The sequence below is a fragment of the Micromonospora sp. CNZ309 genome, from assembly GCF_002846525.1.
Map to the genome: position 1 here is coordinate 4,365,671 of NZ_PJNG01000001.1, position 15,958 is coordinate 4,381,628.

Consider the following 15,958-nt stretch of genomic DNA (forward strand, 5'->3'; position numbering starts at 1 on the left):
GCCACGATATGAGAAGGCGCCGGAGTCCGCCGGGACCGACCACGCAGAATGGGCGGGTGCGCGACATGGTCACGGCGGCCCGGCGGGTCGTCGTCAAGATCGGATCCTCCTCGTTGACCACCGCCGAGGGCGGGCTGGACGACGGGCGGGTCGACGCGCTCGTCGGCACCCTGGGCGCGCTCGCCGCCGAGGGCCGGGAGGTCGTGCTGGTCAGCTCCGGCGCGATCGCCGCCGGCCTCGCACCGCTGGGGCTGTCCCGGCGCCCGCGCGACCTGGCCACCCAGCAGGCCGCCGCCAGCGTCGGGCAGGGCCTGCTGATCGGCCGGTACGCGACCGCCTTCGCCCGGCACGGGCTGACCGTCGGGCAGGTCCTGCTCACCGTCGACGACGTGACCCGGCGGGCGCACTACCGCAACGCGTACCGCACCCTGCGCAAGCTGCTCGACCTGCGGGCGGTGCCGATCGTCAACGAGAACGACACGGTCGCCACCGAGGAGATCCGGTTCGGCGACAACGACCGGCTGGCCGCCCTCGTCGCCGCCCTGGTCCACGCCGACCTGCTGGTGCTCCTCTCCGACGTGGACGCCCTCTGGACCGGCGATCCCGCCCGCCCGGGCTCCAGCCGGATCAGCGAGGTGCACGACGAGCGGGACCTGACCGGGGTCGCCATCGGCGGCGCCGGCCGGGCCGGCGTGGGCACCGGTGGCATGGTGACGAAGGTGGAGGCGGCCCGGATCGCCACCGGGTTCGGCATCCCGGTGGTGCTGACCGCCGCGCCGCTGGCCGCCCCGGCGCTGGCCGGCGAGCCCGTCGGCACCCTGTTCCACCCCAGCCGCCGGCGCCCGACCGCCCGGCTCTTCTGGCTCGCCCACGCCACCTCGCCCCGGGGCCGGCTGCACCTCGACCCGGGCGCCGTCGCGGCGGTGGTGGGCCGGCGCAAGTCGCTGCTGCCCGCCGGCATCACGGCCGTGGACGGGGCGTTCACCGCCGGCGACCCGGTCGACCTGGTGGACGCCGGAGGCGCGCCGGTCGCCCGGGGACTGGTCAACTACGACGCGGTCGAGCTGCCAGGGCTGCTCGGCCGCTCCACCACGGAACTCGCCGCGGCGCTCGGCCCGGCGTACGAACGGGAGGTCGTCCACCGCGACGACCTCGTACTGCTGTGAGGAGTGCGCGATGAGCGTGAGCGAGCAGGCCCGGCGGGCGCGTACGGCGGCGGAGGCGCTGGCCGTCGCCACGCGTACCGCCAAGGACGCCGCGCTGGTGGCGATGGCCGACGCGCTGGTGGCGCGTACGCCGGAGATCCTGGCCGCGAACGCGGCGGACCTGGCGGCCGGGCGCGGGGCCGGGCTGAGCGCGGCCGTGCTGGACCGGCTCGCCCTCGACGCGGGGCGGGTGGCGGGCATCGCCGACGCGCTGCGGCAGATGGCGGCGCTGCCGGACCCGGTGGGCGAGGTGGTCCGGGGCTCGACCCTGCCCAACGGGCTGGAGCTGCGCCAGATCCGGGTGCCGTTCGGGGTGGTCGGCATCATCTACGAGGCCCGGCCGAACGTGACCGTCGACGCCGCCGGCATCTGCCTGAAGTCGGGCAACGCGGCGCTGCTGCGCGGCTCGTCGTCGGCGGCCAACTCCAACGCCGCCCTGGTCGCCGTGCTGCGCGACGCGGTGGGCGACGCCGGCCTGCCGGCGGACGCGGTGCAGCTGCTCGACGCCAGCAGCCGCGACTCGGTCAAGGAGCTGATGCGCGCCCGGGGCCTGGTCGACGTGCTGATCCCGCGCGGCGGCGCGTCCCTGATCCGCACTGTCGTCGAGGAGTCCACCGTGCCGGTGATCGAGACCGGCGTGGGCAACTGCCACGTCTACGTGGACGCCGCCGCCGACCTGGCCAAGGCCGTCGCGATCGCGCTCAACGCGAAGACCCAGCGGCTGTCCACCTGCAACACCGCCGAGTCGCTGCTCGTGCACGCGGCGGTCGCCGACGCCTTCCTGCCGCCGATGCTGGCCTCCTTCGCCGAGGCCGGCGTCACCGTGCACGGCGACGAGCGGGTCGCCGCCCACTCGGCCGCCGTGCGGCCGGCCACCGACGAGGACTTCGCGACCGAGTACCTCTCCGCCGACATCGCGGTCGCCGTCGTCGACTCGCTCGACGCGGCGGTCGCGCACATCCGGCGGTACGGCACCGGGCACACCGAGGCGATCGTCACCGACTCGACCACCGCCGCCCGGGAGTTCGTGGCCCGGGTCGACGCGGCGGCCGTGATGGTCAACGCCTCGACCCGGTTCACCGACGGGGGTGAGTTCGGCTTCGGCGCCGAGATCGGCATCTCCACGCAGAAGCTGCACGCGCGCGGGCCGATGGGTCTGCCCGAGCTGACCTCCACCAAGTACGTGGTGACCGGGGACGGCCACCTGCGCGGCTGATCCATCGCCGACGCTCGCGGATGCCCGGGCGGCCGTGGGCGGGGCCACCGCCGGATTGCGGGTGACCGCTAGTCTGGGTCGGGTTCGGCACGGCTTGTCTTGGGGAGGCGGCATGCTGGGCGAGAGTGCCCTGGAACAGCAACTGGCACAGGCGCGGGCCGCGCTGCGCGAGGTGGGTGGCGCCGCCGCGCCCCGGGAGCGCACGGAGTCGGTGGCCGAGGCCGCCGAGGGCCGCATCCGCGTCACGCTCGGCACCGACGGCCGGGTCAGCGCCGTCGACATCGACCCCCGGGTGCTCCGGGAGGGCTCGGAATACCTCGCGGCCGAGCTGCGCCAGGCGGTCAACGCGGCGCTCGACGGCCAGGACGACGGAGTTGCCGCCACCGAGCCGATGCCCGACCTCGCCGCGATGACCGCCACCATCGAACGCCTTCAGGACCAAGGCCTGCGGCAGATGCGGGAGATCAGCCAGGCCGTCAGCGAGACAATGCGGAAACTGCACGGGAGCTGAGCGTGGAGAGCCTCGACGTCGACCTCGACGCGCTGGGTCGTGGCGCGAACGAACTGGAGCAGGCCAAGGAGTCCGTCCGCCAGGTCTTCGAGGGCTTCCAGGCGGCGGTCGGCGGCTACGCCGCGGCCTTCGGCGGCGACGACATCGGCTCGCTGCTGGGGGTCGCCCACCAGGCGTGCGTGGACGCGCTGGCCGAGTGCCTGGGCACGAACATCACCGAGCTGGAGAGCTACGTCGACGGGCTGCGCGGGATGGCCGACGGCTACCGCGCCGCCGAGGAGAACGCGGCCGCGTCGTTCCGCTCGATCCTCGGCTCACTGGGCGCCTGAACCGCCCGACCTAGGAAAGGAGTCGCGGTGGGTCTGACGCTCCCGGGCGAGCTCGCCTCCCTGCTCTCGATGCTCGGCTACGAGTGGCCCCAGTCGGACGAGACGGCGATCTTCCAGCTCGCCGGGGAGTGGACCGGCATGGCCGGCCAGATCTCCGGCTCGGTGGCGCAGCTGGAGTCGGCGGCGCGCACGGTGCTCGACAACAACCGGGGCGAGAGCTTCACCGCCTTCGCCGGCGAGTGGAACGACGGCGAGTCAGCCGCCCGCAACATCGCCGACGTCGCCCGCCCGGCCACCGTCATCGGCGTCGGGCTGATGGTCGCGGCGGGCGTGGTGCTGGCCCTGAAGATCCAGGTGATCGTCCAGTTGGCCCTGCTGGCGATCCAGATCGCGCAGGCCATCGTGACGGCGGCGGTCACCTTCGGGGCGTCCCTGCTCCAGATCCCGATCTTCAAGATGATCACAGGGATGATCATCGACCAGCTCATCGGCATGGCCGTGGAGACGGTGCTCAATGGCTAGGAAGCGGACCAACCCGCCCCGGCAGACGCAGGCCAAGGGCGCCCGCGTCGTCTCGGCCTACCTGGAGAACGCCGACGTCTTCCGCACCGCCAAGTCGGCCGGCACGAAGCCGAAGGGCCCGGCGGTGCTGGTGCTGAAGAACCGGCCGGACTTCGACAAGCGCGACTTCGACCGCAAGGCCCGCGACCTGCAACGGCTCGGCCAGGACGGGGCGCTGAAGAAGGCCCCGTCGGACCGCGACAGCAACAAGGTCTACGACCCCTCCACGGGCAAGCGCCGCACCCGCACCAACGTCTACCGGGACCGGATGATCCGCAGCCTGACCAAGGACGGCCGTCTCACCCAGGACGTGGGCACCCCGGAGACCAACAAGTACCTGGCCAACAAGAACGTGGTGGAGCGCCTCTACGCGGGCAAGGGGCCGATCACGGCCCGGGGCCAGGGCTACGACCCCGACCACATCCAGGAGCTACAACTGGACGGAACGGACACGTACGATAACCTCAGGCCGATGGACGCCTGGACGAATCGCCAGCTCGGCAGCGACATCTCCGTCGCGCTGCGGGACGTTCCCGAGGGCACCCCGGTCATCGTGAAGGTGATCCCGTGACCAGCCCGCAGGACCCGGCACGCCTGGAGCGCATCCGGGAGAAGCTCGCGCTGCTGCGGCGCCTGGAGGCCGAGCGCGGCTTCGGTGTGGTGATCGGCGAGCCGACCCCGCTGGAACCGATCCCCGACCTGCCCGGCGTGGCCGAGGTCTACGGCCTCTTCGGCCGGCTGGCCGGCGACAACTTCCGGTTCGCCCCGCCCGAGGAGATCCGCAGCCCGGCCGCCTGGGCGGCCCGCGCGGTGGACGAGGACGACCCGATGGGCAGCCCGCTCGCGGTCGGCCACGAGGTGCACAGCATCCCGGAACGGCTACGCGGCGAGATCGGGGCGGGGGCGCCCATCTATCTCGACCCCGAGGATCTCGACGTCTACTGGATGGAGCCGGACGACTACGTCTTCCAGTACGAGCACCCCGACGAGGACGTGGAGTTCACCGTCGTCGCGCCCGACGTGGCCACGTTCTTCGACGAGCACGTGCTGGGCCCCGCCTACCCGGAGCTCGTCGCCCTCGTCCTCGGCCCCGGCGTGCGCGACCGGCGGGTCCGCTCCGACCGGCACGCCGGCGAGTACGCCGACAACTGGCGACGCCTGCTGATCGCCGCCGACCTGGCGTCCTGACGCCGCCCCGCACCCGGCGCCCCCACGCCGCCATTTCCCGGCGCCCGCACGCCGTCCGCTCCCGAGACGCGAAGGACCAACGATGGCCGCTGACCCCCGGTTCCGCTCACTGTGGAACGAGGACGAGCTCATCCCGTACCCCCGCGAGGCGTGGCTGGAGGGGGGATTCGACCCCGGCCTGCTGCCCGCCGGCGACGAGATCCCGCTGGACGTGGCGGTCGTCTACACCGCGTTCCTCGAAGGCGACATCGAGCTGTTCGACACGATCCAGCTCAGCACCGAGGACGGCTCGCTGGACGTCCGGCTGATCGTGGTGGGGGCGGTCGCCGACAACCCCGACCTGCTCTACGTGCTCGACCCGAAGACCGGCGAGATCCTCCAGTTCGACCTCGACCAGCAGGACGTCCAGGCCGTCAACAGCAACTTCCGCACCTTCGTGGAGTTCCTCTACCAGTTCGCGCTCTTCGTGGAGGCCGACGAGGGCAAGCCGGGCCGGGCCGAGCGGGCGGAGACGCTGCGCACCGTCCTGGAGAGCATCGACCGCGCCGCGTTCGCCCCGGACGCCTGGTGGCCGCTGGTGATCAGCCAGCTCAAGTAGGTCGGACGGGAGGCGGCCCGGGGCATACGGGCCGACGGCGACGGGCCGGCAGACGACGCGCCCCGGCCCGGCGGCGGGCAGGTCAGTCGCGGTCAGCGGCAGGCGCGGATGGCGCTCAGGGTGGCGTGCACGTCGAACTGGGGCCCGTCGTCGCTCTCCCAGCCGCCGTCGCTGCGCTGGGTCTCGGCCAGCCGCCGCCGTGCCCGTGCCAGCAACCACTCGTCGGAGACGATGCCGACGCGGCGCAGCGTCGCGGCCAGCCAGGCCACGTCGCCCGGGGACAGCTCCGGGATCCGCTCGGCGAGGATCACCTGGATCCGCGCCGCCTCGTGGAACATCTCCTGCCGGTGCAGGACGGCCGCGCTGAGCCAGCCGGCGGGCAGGAAGGACGGCCAACTGCCGTCCGGGCGCAGCCGGGCGACGAGCGACTGCGCGGCGGCGTGCACGACGCCCGCGTACGCGCCGCCGACGCGGTGGTCGAGCGGCCCGGCGGCCCGCGCGTCCAGGCCGGCGACGGTCAGCCAGAACCCGGCGTTCGCGGTCAGGTGGAACGCCGCCTCGGGGTCGCCCGGCCGGGCCCACTCGGGGGCGACCCCGGCCAGCGCCGGGTCCTCCTCCCAGCCGCCGTCGGGCAGTTGCCGCGCGGCCAGCCAGTCCAGCGCCCGACGGGCGGCGGGACGGCCCAGCGCGCCCAGATCGTCCAACTCGGACAGGCGGAAGCAGGTGGCGTCCACGGAGGAGACCTCCCCGCCCAGCGTCGCCGGCCAGCCGCCGTCGGGCGCCTGACCGACCTCCGCGTCGTCGAGCAGCTCGGCGGGGGGGCGGCGCGCCGGTGCGCAGCCGGGACAGCCGGGCGCGGTCCACCGCGTCCCCGTGCGCCACGACGAACCCCACCGCCGCATCAATGTCGACCACGGCGGCAACGCTACCTGCGTAAACGTGATCGCGCCTCGGCGAATCGGCCGAGGTCGCGGGGATGGGACGGCCCGCCGCGACCTCGGCCGGCGCCGGTCAGTACGCCGGCAGCGACGGGTCGATCTGCTTGATCCAGGAGAGCACGCCGCCCTGCACGTGCACGGCGTCGCGGAAGCCGGCCGACTTGAGCGCGGCGAGCGCCTCCGCCGAGCGGACGCCGGACTTGCAGTGCAGCACGATCTGCCGGTCCTGCGGCAGCTTGGCCAGCGCCTCGCCCGAGATGATCTCGCCCTTGGGGATCAGGGTCGCGCCGGGGATCCGGACGATCTCGTACTCGGCCGGCTCGCGCACGTCGACGAGGAAGATGTCCTTGCCCGCGTCCTGCCACTCCTTGAGCTCCAGCGCGGTGATGGTCGCGTCGACCACCGCCTCCTGGGCCTCCACCGACACCGCGCCGCAGAAGTCCTCGTAGTCCTCCAGCAGGTCCGTGACCGTGGGGTTCTCGCCGCAGAGCACGCAGTCCGGGTCCTTGCGGACCTTGATCTTGCGGTAGCTCATCTCCAGGGCGTCGTAGACCATCAGCCGGCCGACCAGCGGCTCCCCGATGCCGGCGAGCAGCTTGATCGCCTCGTTGACCTGGATGGAGCCGATCGACGCGCAGAGCACGCCGAGCACGCCGCCCTCGGCGCAGGAGGGGACCATGCCGGGCGGCGGGGGCTCCGGGTAGAGGCAGCGGTAGCAGGGGCCGTGCTCGGCCCAGAACACCGACGCCTGGCCGTCGAAGCGGTAGATCGACCCCCAGACGTACGGCTTGCCGAGCAGCACCGCCGCGTCGTTGACCATGTAGCGGGTGGCGAAGTTGTCGGTGCCGTCGACGATCAGGTCGTAGCGGGAGAAGATGTCCCGCACGTTCTCCCGGTCCAGCGCCGTGTTGTGGATCTCCACGTGCACCAGCGGGTTGATCTCGCGGATCGAGGCGGCGGCCGACTCGGCCTTGGAGCGCCCGACGTCGGAGACGCCGTGGATGATCTGGCGCTGGAGGTTGGACTCGTCGACGGTGTCGAAGTCGATGATGCCGAGCGTGCCGACCCCGGCGGCGGCGAGGTACATCAGCGCCGGCGAGCCGAGACCGCCGGCGCCGACACAGAGCACCCGGGCGTTCTTCAGCCGCTTCTGCCCCTCCACCCCGACGTCCGGGATGATCAGGTGGCGCGAGTAGCGGCGGATCTCGTCAACGGTCAGCTCGGCGGCGGGCTCGACGAGCGGGGGCAACGACACGGTGGACTCCCCGGGATCGGCTGAAGGCGAACCGAGCCATTGTCGCTCGCACCGGCCTCGATCGGCCATGAGGAGCGACACGTCGCCCGAACTGCGGGAAGGGGAATAACTCAGGTGCCGGGAACGACCTCGCCGTCGTAGCGGGAGCCGTCCACGTACGGCCAGGCGTTGGCGGCGCAGCCGTCCAGGCCGTACGTCTGCTGCTGCATCACCGGCGCCGGTTCGCCGGGCCCCGGACACGCCTGGTGCCCCTCGCCCAGCTCGTGGCCCACCTCGTGGTTGACCACGTAGGCGCGGTAGATCGCCAGCGGCGCCCCGTAGTCGGGAACCGCCTCCAGCCAGCGCGCCAGGTTGATGATCACCTGCCCGGGGAGCCGGCACGAGGTGTAGCCCTCGGTGCTCAGCCCACCCTCGGCGCACATCCGCTCGGAGGTGTCCGGGGTGGCGAGGTAGACGGTGAAGTCGGCGTCGTCCGCCTCCGCCACCCGCCGCAGCCGCAGCTCCTCCGAGGCGATCCAGCTCCGGGGGTCGCCCAGCACCTCGTCGACGGCCACGGCGAAGGAGTCGACGGCCTGACCGGTGCCCTGCTCCACGGCCACCCGGTAGTGCAGGAGCGGCCCGTCGGTGCCCCGCACCGGGGACTCGCCGGGCGCCGTGACGAAGTCGCCCGTACCCGCGCGGGGGTAGACGGAGGGCCTGGGCCGCTCGTCCGTCCCCGCCGCGTACGACGTGCGAGGCCCGTCGCCGGTGGCCGGCACGCTCGCGCGGTCGCCGGCCCGGGCCAGCGTCACGGTGGCGGTCGCCGCGAGCAGCAGAAGTACGCCGAGCCCCACCACGCGCCGGCTGCTAAGCGGGGCCGGCGGTCGGGGCGGGGTCGGGCGACGGGCCGGGCCAGGCGGGTCGCAAGGGGACGACGACGTCATGAGCCGAGCGTTGCACACCAATCGGGCATACGCCGCGTAAACGCGAATCCCGCTCAACCCTCGACTGCGCCGCGGCTCGTTCCTCCCCGCCGTGGCCGGCGGGCCCGCGTCAGAGCCGGGGCCCCGCGTACCGGCGCCCGTCCCGGTACGGCCAGGGGTTGGCCACGCAGCCGTTGAGGAAGAGCGTCTGCTGCATCATGACCGGCGCCACCCGCCCCCTGCCGGGGCAGCGCTCGTGCCGGTGCCCCAACTGGTGCCCCACCTCGTGGTTCACCACGTACGTCCGGTAGACCGACAGCGGCACCTTCGCGCTCACGAAGTGCGGCACCGAGAGCCGCCAGCGCTCCAGGTTGACGATCACCTTGCCGGGTGCCCGGCAGGACGTGTAGGGCCGCCCGCCCACCCGGATGTCGACCCCTCCGGCCGCACACATCCGACCCGCCGTCCTCGCCGTGGCGAGGTAGACCGTGAAGTCGTGTCGGGAGGCGGCACCCACCTGCTGCAACCGCAACTCGCCGTCGACCCAGCTCCCCGGCCCGGCGAGCGCCCGCTCGACGGCGGCGGCGAACTGGCCCGCGTCCTCGCCGGCGCCCGACTCCACGGCGACCCGGTAGCGGCGCAGCGTGCCCGCGTCGCCCAGTACCGGGCCCGTCCGGTCGTCGTAGCCGAAGCTGCCCCGGCCCGCCGACGGCACCGGCCCGGGCAGCCGGAGCACGGCCGCCGGGGGCGCGGCGGCCGAGGGCGACGCGGCGGGCGACGCCGGCAACGGCGAGGCCGCCGCCGGCGCGAGCATCGGCGCGGGGGCCAACTCCTCGGGCGTGAGCGCCTCCGCCCCCACGTCGGCACGCCGGTCGGCGATCACCGCCACCGCCGCGCCGACCGCGAGCACCAGCGCGACCAGCTCCACGAGCCGTCGCCGGCGCGCCGGCCGACGGTGCCGCGCGCGGGTCAGGTCCACGCCGGCATCGCGCGGGGGTGAGCCGGCCGGGGCACGGCGGCGGCCGTCGGCGGAAGCCGGGGCACGGCGGGTCGGGGTGGGGCGACGGGCAGGGGGCATCCCGGTCAGCCTGCCATGTCGGACCGCTCGGCGGTGTCCCCCGTTTCGGTGAGCAGGCCCAACACGGCCCGGGCCACCACGCGCGGCACCTCCAACTGGGCCACGTGACCGACACCGTCGAGCATCAGCAGCCGGCTGTCCGGCACGACCCGCGCCGTCTGCGGCGCCACCCGCACGTCCACCAGCCGGTCGGCCCGGCCCCCCACCACCAGGGTGGGGGCCGCGACCGTCGCGGCGAGCCGCCACAGCGAACCGGACCCCGGCAGGTACGACCGCAGGAAGCTGGAGACCAGCCCACGGAACGTCCGCACGTACGCGGCGGCGTAGTGCGGGACCTCGTGGCGCACCCGGATCTCCTCCAGCGCCTCCTCCCGGCGCTGGTCGCAGATCCGGCTGAGGTCGGCGACGCACGAATCCATCACCTGCTGGGCCATCACCTCGGGGGCGATCTGGGCCAGCCGCCAGGCGGCCAGGCGCTCGCCCCGGGGGATCGCCAGCAGCGGCAGCATCCGGCCCTGCAACGAGCGCCGGAAGTCCAGGAACGGCAGGGCCGGCGAGATCAGCGTCAGGCTCCGGACCAGGTCCGGCCGCGCCCCCGCCACCTGCACCGAGATCGCCCCGCCCAGCGAGTTGCCGAAGAGGTGCACCGGCCCGCGACCCGAGTGCTCGATCCAGCGGATCACCCGGTCGGCGAAGGCCGGGACGGTGTACCGGCGGCCCGGCTCGCTGCGGCCGAACCCGGGCAGGTCGATGGCCTGCCCGTCGAGGCGGTCGGCGAGCAGGTACGCCAGATCGGTCCAGTTCTGCGACGAGCCGCCGAGCCCGTGCACGTAGAGCGCGGGCTCCGCGCCGGGCGCGGTGGCCGGGGTGTCCCGCACGTACGTCACCGTGCCGTCGAGGCGTACCTCCCGCCCCGGCCAGGGCGGTGGCACGGAATGCCCGGGGAGCAGGTGGTCCGGCCGAAGGGTGGCGCGCTTCATGACTCCAGTCTGCCCGAGGTGCTGCCCGGGGCGCTCAGGCCAGCAGCGCCTCGAGCCGGCGGTTGACCGCGGCCAGGGTGGCCCGGACGACCGCCTGCCGGGGATCGCCGGCGACCAGCGCGGAGCCGACCAGCTGCTCCACCCAGCCGTCGCAGACCAGCAGCACCACGACCGTCGCCACGTCGCAGTTGCCGAAGGGCACCACGGCGGCGTGCTCAACGAAGCAGCGGCCCCGGTCGGGGCCGGCGTCGGAGGCCCGCTCACCGCCGCGCAGCAGCTCGTCGACCGCCGCCGCGGCGGCCACCGCGCACAGCCGCAGCACGTAGCCGTCGACGGCCGGCCCGGTCGAGTAGCCGGCGGCGCTCTCCCCGCCCGCGAGCAGGCGTACCTCCACCGTGGCGTCGAGCCCGAAGGTGCTCACCTGGACGTGGTCGATCACCACCCGGGGACCCACCGCGCCGCCGGTGTCCAGCGGCCGCGACGGCGCCGTCTCCGTCGTCGTCACCTGCCCACCGGAGTACGACGTGCCGACGGTCGCCGGGACACCGGACGCCGCCCCGGCCGGGGCGGCCGAGACCGAGCCCGGCTCCTCCACGGTGGCCCGGCCCCGGTGCGGGGCCGTGGGCTGCCGGCGCCGCCGCGGGCTCTCGGTCTCGGGACGCGGTTCGGTGCGGGTCGGCGGGGCCTCCGGCGGGCTGCCGGCCACCCTGCCGCCGGGCACCCGGGGCTCGGCGGAGGACGGCTCGCCGGTGCGCGCCGCCGGGCCCGCTGACCTGGGCTCGACACCACGCGGCTCGGCCGAGCGGCGGCGTACCGGCGGGGCGGGCGCGGCCGGCATGCCGGGCAGGTTCTGCGGCGCGGCGGCCAGCCCCATCCGGTCCTGGAGCAGGCGGGCGACCTGCCGGCTCACCTCGGCCGGGTCGGCCCCGTCGGCGAGGTCGAGCCGCAGGCTGTGCGCTCCGGCCGGGGTGCGACGCAGCGCCGCGTCGCGGACGCCGGGCACGCCGCGGACGGCGTCGAGGATGGCGTTGACGTCGAAGCCCTCCGGGCGCTCCCGCAGCGGGGCGGGCTCGTCGTCGCGGCGCAGATGGGTGGCGATGCGGGCGAGTTCGGGGGTTTCGGCGGGTGGCTCCACGGCTGGCGGCTCCGGCACGACGGGCACGTCCGGCTCGGCGGGGACGCGCTGCGGCAACACCGCCGACGCCGGCTCCGGCGCCTGGTCGGCGGCGGCCGGCGGGGCCGTCGGCACCGGCTCGGAGGCGGATCGACGGGCCGCGTAGGAGGGTGCGCCCGTCGGGGCGGGCGCGGACTGGTCGCGGTCACGCCGCCCGAACCCGCCGGTGGCGGCCTCGGCGCCGGGGGCCTGGGGGCCGACCGGAGCAGCGGGGGGCGGCTCGACGCTCTCCGGCCGGAGCCGGAACGGCCGGGTCACCCGCTCCGGCGCGTCCTCCGCGCGGGGCGCCGCCTCCGGGGCGTACGCGAGCGGGGGCGCGCCCGCCGGCGCGGGGACGGAACCGCCGGCGGCCCAGGCCGGCCGCTCGGTCGGAACCGCCTGCTCGGCGTCGGGCCCGGCCGGCCGCTCGTACGACGGTCGGGGCACCGACGCGGTCGGGGCGGCCTCGTAGGGCCGGGCGGGCTCGGCGCGCAGCGGCTCGTACGGTCGATGCGGCTCGCTGGCCCAGGCCGGAGGCTGTTCCTCGCGGGAGCGCCGCCCCGCCGGCTCGGGCTCCTCCCGGGACCGACGGCCGACGGACTCGGGCTCCTCCCGGGAGCGGCGGCCGACGGGCGCGGCCTCCTCGCGGGAGCGCCGCCCCGTCGACTCGGACTCCTCCCGGGACCAGGGCGGCGCCCACGCGGCACCCCAGCTCGGTCGGTTCCAGTTCGGGCCGGTCCAGTCGGGCTCGGTCGTCGGCGGCCACTCGGCGGCCGACTGCCGCGGGGCGCCCGTCTCCGGGTCGGACGACGCTGCCCGGTCGGAGTGCTCGGCAGCGGCGGCCGGATCGGCGGCCGGCGACTGGTTCGGCTCCACGCCGACGCCACGGCCGGCGCGATCCTGCCCGGCGGCGCGCGACGCGCGGTCCTGCCGGGGCCCAGCCGCCGTGTGGTCCTGGTCGTACGCGTCCGGCGCCCGGTCCTGGCCGCCGGCGCCCGGCGTCCGCTCGGCGCGGCGGCCGCTCTGGCCCGGCCCGCCGGGGGCGCGGTCATGGCCGGGTTCCCCGGACGCGCCGTCCGGGCCGGCGGCGACCGGGTAGGGGCTCTGGTCCTCGCGGAAGGCGCGATCCGCGCCCAGCGCGCGGTCGACGCCGGCAACCCGGTCGCCCCCGTGGTCTGCTGCGGCGTCGAGCCGCTCGGTGGACGAAGGCTCGGCCGGCGGCGGGAAGGGACGCGGGTCGTGGGTCGGCGGCTCCGGCGGGAAGCGGTCGCTCCAACCACGCGCCGGGCCGGCGGCAGACGGGGGCCCCTCGGCGGCGCGGTCGACGGTCGGCGCCTGGAAGCCGGGCGGCACCTCGAAGCCGCTGGCGGCGCCGACGGGCGGGATCTGGACGGCCGGGGGCGCCGACGTCGGCAGACCAGGGTCCGACCAACGGTTCTGGCGGCCGGTCGACGGGTCGTCGGAGGAGCGCCGGACCGGACCGGGCTCGGGGTCGGTGCACCCGTGCTGCGGCTGCTCGGCCGCCGGCGCCGGGCGCTGCGCGGGCACCACCAGCCGGTCGTTGCCCGGGTCGCGGCGCTGCTCGCCGTGGATGCCGGGCGGGGCGCTCACCGGGGCCTGGCGGTTGACCGGCGCGTCGTCGGCGGCGTGGTCGACGCCGTTGGCGCGGTGGCCGTTGACCCGGGCCGGGGGCTCGGCCGGCAGGCCGGGCAGCGGTGGCGGCAGGTCGCCGTGGCGCGGCGACGAGGCGGCCCAGCCGGGGTTCTGCTCGGGCGGACCCCACGGCGAAGCCGGCTCGCGGGTGCCGGAGATCTCCCCGCCCCGGGCCCAACCGGCCGCCGGGGGCGCCCACCCGCTGCCGGAACGGGCCAGGTCGTCCTGCGGACCCGTGCCGTCGCCGTGCTCTCCCGGGGTGGCGGCACCGGGTTGCCCTGTTTCACTCACCGCGCGCTCCTTGGTCGCCCCCGCTGAGGCTACCGTGTGGTGACAGTGGCGATAAGTTACGGCGGCGGGCCAATTCCGCGACGGGTCCCGGGCCCCGACCGGTTCGGGTGAAATGCCGGCTCGTACGAAGAACTCGGAGGTTCCCATGACCGCTGTGGGGAACGGTGCCCAGACCGCCGGCCGGCCCACCCGCCTGCCCCGTTCCGCGCGCCGCAAGCAGTTGCTCGCCGCGGCCCAGGAGGTGTTCGTCGCCCAGGGCTACCACGCGGCCGCGATGGACGACATCGCCGAGCGGGCGGGGGTCTCCAAGCCGGTGCTCTACCAGCACTTCCCCGGCAAGATGGAGCTCTACCTCGCCCTGCTGGACACGCACTGCGACGCGATCCTCGCGAAGGTGGACGACGCGATGCGCGGCACCAACGACAACAAGGAGCGCGTCGGCGCGTCGGTGCGCGCGTACTTCGACTTCGTCGACCACGAGAGCGAGGCGTTCCGTCTCGTCTTCGAGTCGGACCTGCGCAACGACCCGGCGGTGCGCCAGCGCGTCGAGCGGGTGGAGCAGGGCTGCATCGCGGCGATCACCGACACCATCATCTCGGACACCGGGATCAGCCGGGCGCACGCCGAGCTGCTCGCCTCCGGCCTCGTCGGCGCGGCCGAGACCGCCGCGCAGTTCTGGCTGGCCCGGGGCCGGCAACTGCCCAAGGCCGAGGCGGAGGCACTGGTCGCGGCGCTCTCCTGGCGGGGCATCGCCAGCTTCCCGCTGCAAGGTGAGTCAGCCTGAACATCCGGCCCCGAGATCGGATAGCCTTCCCATCGGCGGCTCTTTCGCCCGAATGAGGAGGCACAGTGGAGGTCAAGATCGGCGTGCAGTACGCGCCCCGTGAGCTGGTCCTGGAGAGCGCGCAGTCGCCGGCCGAGATCGAGCAGATCGTGACCGACGCCTTCGGCAAGGACGAGGGCACCCTCTCCCTGACCGACGAGAAGGGCCGGCGGGTCATCGTGCCGGTCAACAAGGTCGCCTACGTCGAGATCGCCGAGGCGTCGCCGCGCGCGGTCGGGTTCACCGTCCGCTGAGTGGTCCGGTCGGCCGCGACGGGTGGCCGGACGATCGCCCGTCGCGGACCGCCGGTCGCGGTCAGTTGTTCAGCCCGGCGGCGGTCATCCGCGTGGTGTGTGCCGCGGTCAGCCGCCGGAACAGTTCCGGCACGTCCACCCGCCCGCCGCGCGTGACGAGCGCGGCGAACGCGCCGCCCTCGGCGGCGGCCACCCGGCCGGCCTGCGACAGCGCCTCGCCGAGCAGTCGCCGCGCCCACATCGAGAGCCGACCGGCCACCCTGGGGTCCGCCTCGACGGCCGCCCGAATCTCGGCGACGGCGAAGTCGGCGTACGACGAGTCGTGCAGCACGTCGAGGACGAGCTGACGGTCCGGCTCGGCCAGCGTCGCGGCGACCTCCCGGAGGAAGTCGTCGGTGATGGCGTCGCCCACGTACGCCTTCGTCACCGCCTCGGCCCAGTCCCGTGGCTCGGTCGAGTCGTGGTACGCCTGGAGCGGCCCCACGTAGGGCGCCATGGCGTCGTCGGGCAGTACGCCGAGCGCGGCGATCCGGTCGGCCAGCCGCCGGTAGTTGCCGATCTCGGCGGCGGCCATCTCCCCCAGCGCCGCCCGCCGGCGCAGGTCCGGGGCGAGCCGGGCGTCGACGGCCATCCGCTCGAAGGCGAGCAGCTCACCGACGGCCACCAGGCCGAGCAGATCGACGACGGCACGGTCGGGCAGATCGGTCTGGGACACGAGCGCAGGCTACCGCCCGCCGACAACCCGAGCCGGAAGTGACACAAGTCACACCCACCGCCCCCGGCGTGGCGCGTGCGTACGGAATCAGGACGACTCCGGGCCGGTTCAGGTAGCATGGAGCAGTTGCCGCGGGCGCCGACCTGGCCAGCCTGATCCGAGCGATCAGGCGGTTCGGTCGAGTGTGAGGCCCGTGGCGCGCGTGCGGCCCGGTCCGGCAAGGCAGTCTGCCGCCGACCGTGTGGCCCGCGCCACACCGAACGCGCCCTGAGGACATGACGGGGCGCACCCACGAGAGGGCACCCCCA

The 15,958-nt window shown here is 75.1% G+C and carries 16 protein-coding genes and 1 pseudogene; 10 read left to right on the forward strand and 7 right to left on the reverse strand.

The genetic code is table 11. The features are described from left to right. Nucleotides 1-56: 56 nt before the first annotated feature. The 8 genes from proB (at nt 57) to CLT72_RS18245 (ending at nt 5,608) form a co-directional block, all read left to right on the forward strand. Nucleotides 57-1,166 (forward strand): glutamate 5-kinase, encoded by a 1,110-nt coding sequence (gene proB / locus CLT72_RS18210; RefSeq protein WP_199184595.1) that lies wholly within the window; start codon nt 57-59, stop codon nt 1,164-1,166. Nucleotides 1,167-1,176: 10 nt separating this feature from the next. Then, complete coding sequence (locus CLT72_RS18215) at nt 1,177-2,421, forward strand: glutamate-5-semialdehyde dehydrogenase (RefSeq protein ID WP_101412831.1); 1,245 nt, start codon at nt 1,177-1,179, stop codon at nt 2,419-2,421. Nucleotides 2,422-2,533: 112 nt separating this feature from the next. Next, nucleotides 2,534-2,932, forward strand: a complete 399-nt coding sequence (locus CLT72_RS18220; RefSeq protein ID WP_101412832.1) for a YbaB/EbfC family nucleoid-associated protein — start codon at nt 2,534-2,536, stop codon at nt 2,930-2,932. Nucleotides 2,933-2,934: 2 nt separating this feature from the next. Then, nucleotides 2,935-3,261, forward strand: a complete 327-nt coding sequence (locus tag CLT72_RS18225) for a WXG100 family type VII secretion target (RefSeq protein WP_101412833.1) — start codon at nt 2,935-2,937, stop codon at nt 3,259-3,261. A 27-nt stretch (nt 3,262-3,288) separates the two neighbouring features. Beyond that, nucleotides 3,289-3,783 (forward strand): WXG100-like domain-containing protein, encoded by a 495-nt coding sequence (locus CLT72_RS18230; protein ID WP_101412834.1) that lies wholly within the window; start codon nt 3,289-3,291, stop codon nt 3,781-3,783. Then, the gene (locus CLT72_RS18235) at nt 3,776-4,393 is read left to right on the forward strand and encodes a hypothetical protein (protein ID WP_101412835.1); all 618 of its coding nucleotides are present in this window, start codon (nt 3,776-3,778) and stop codon (nt 4,391-4,393) included. The genes CLT72_RS18230 and CLT72_RS18235 overlap by 8 nt, the downstream gene beginning before the upstream one ends. Beyond that, the gene (locus CLT72_RS18240; protein ID WP_101412836.1) at nt 4,390-5,010 is read left to right on the forward strand and encodes a hypothetical protein; all 621 of its coding nucleotides are present in this window, start codon (nt 4,390-4,392) and stop codon (nt 5,008-5,010) included. Before CLT72_RS18235 ends, CLT72_RS18240 begins: the two co-directional genes overlap by 4 nt. Before the next feature lie 82 nt (nt 5,011-5,092). Beyond that, nucleotides 5,093-5,608 (forward strand): SUKH-4 family immunity protein, encoded by a 516-nt coding sequence (locus CLT72_RS18245; protein WP_101412837.1) that lies wholly within the window; start codon nt 5,093-5,095, stop codon nt 5,606-5,608. A gap of 92 nt (nt 5,609-5,700) precedes the next feature. Here CLT72_RS18245 and CLT72_RS18250 read toward each other — a convergent pair. The 6 genes and pseudogenes from CLT72_RS18250 to CLT72_RS18275 form a co-directional block, all read right to left on the reverse strand. Further along, nucleotides 5,701-6,586, reverse strand: a pseudogene (locus CLT72_RS18250) (prenyltransferase/squalene oxidase repeat-containing protein). A 33-nt stretch (nt 6,587-6,619) separates the two neighbouring features. After that, entirely contained in the window at nt 6,620-7,801 is a 1,182-nt protein-coding gene (gene moeZ / locus CLT72_RS18255) for an adenylyltransferase/sulfurtransferase MoeZ (protein ID WP_088998301.1), read from the reverse strand. Between the two features lie 110 nt (nt 7,802-7,911). After that, entirely contained in the window at nt 7,912-8,637 is a 726-nt protein-coding gene (locus CLT72_RS18260) for a zinc metalloprotease (protein ID WP_486484275.1), read from the reverse strand. Nucleotides 8,638-8,833: 196 nt separating this feature from the next. After that, entirely contained in the window at nt 8,834-9,682 is an 849-nt protein-coding gene (locus CLT72_RS18265; RefSeq protein WP_486484276.1) for a DUF3152 domain-containing protein, read from the reverse strand. A 104-nt stretch (nt 9,683-9,786) separates the two neighbouring features. Then, nucleotides 9,787-10,761, reverse strand: a complete 975-nt coding sequence (locus CLT72_RS18270; protein WP_101412840.1) for an alpha/beta fold hydrolase — start codon at nt 10,759-10,761, stop codon at nt 9,787-9,789. A 34-nt stretch (nt 10,762-10,795) separates the two neighbouring features. After that, entirely contained in the window at nt 10,796-13,858 is a 3,063-nt protein-coding gene (locus CLT72_RS18275; protein ID WP_101412841.1) for a hypothetical protein, read from the reverse strand. A gap of 145 nt (nt 13,859-14,003) precedes the next feature. Between CLT72_RS18275 and CLT72_RS18280 the strand changes: the two genes are divergently transcribed. Beyond that, nucleotides 14,004-14,642 (forward strand): TetR/AcrR family transcriptional regulator, encoded by a 639-nt coding sequence (locus CLT72_RS18280; protein WP_088998297.1) that lies wholly within the window; start codon nt 14,004-14,006, stop codon nt 14,640-14,642. 65 nt (nt 14,643-14,707) lie between these two features. After that, a complete protein-coding gene (locus tag CLT72_RS18285; protein ID WP_088960194.1) occupies nt 14,708-14,935 on the forward strand; it encodes a DUF3107 domain-containing protein in 228 nt (75 codons plus the stop codon). A 61-nt stretch (nt 14,936-14,996) separates the two neighbouring features. On the opposite strand, the gene CLT72_RS18290 is transcribed toward CLT72_RS18285, so the two are convergent. Next, nucleotides 14,997-15,650, reverse strand: a complete 654-nt coding sequence (locus CLT72_RS18290) for a ferritin-like fold-containing protein (RefSeq protein ID WP_101412842.1) — start codon at nt 15,648-15,650, stop codon at nt 14,997-14,999. Nucleotides 15,651-15,958: the final 308 nt, after the last annotated feature.

Bases quoted from the DNA above. Each gene is read 5' to 3' on its own strand.
- CLT72_RS18215 (WP_101412831.1), top strand. From the start codon at position 1,177: ATGAGCGTGAGCGAGCAGGCCCGGCGGGCGCGTACGGCGGCGGAGGCG.
- CLT72_RS18220 (WP_101412832.1), top strand. From the start codon at position 2,534: ATGCTGGGCGAGAGTGCCCTGGAACAGCAACTGGCACAGGCGCGGGCC.
- CLT72_RS18235 (WP_101412835.1), top strand. From the start codon at position 3,776: ATGGCTAGGAAGCGGACCAACCCGCCCCGGCAGACGCAGGCCAAGGGC.
- CLT72_RS18245 (WP_101412837.1), top strand. From the start codon at position 5,093: ATGGCCGCTGACCCCCGGTTCCGCTCACTGTGGAACGAGGACGAGCTC.
- CLT72_RS18270 (WP_101412840.1), bottom strand. From the start codon at position 10,761: ATGAAGCGCGCCACCCTTCGGCCGGACCACCTGCTCCCCGGGCATTCC.
- CLT72_RS18280 (WP_088998297.1), top strand. From the start codon at position 14,004: ATGACCGCTGTGGGGAACGGTGCCCAGACCGCCGGCCGGCCCACCCGC.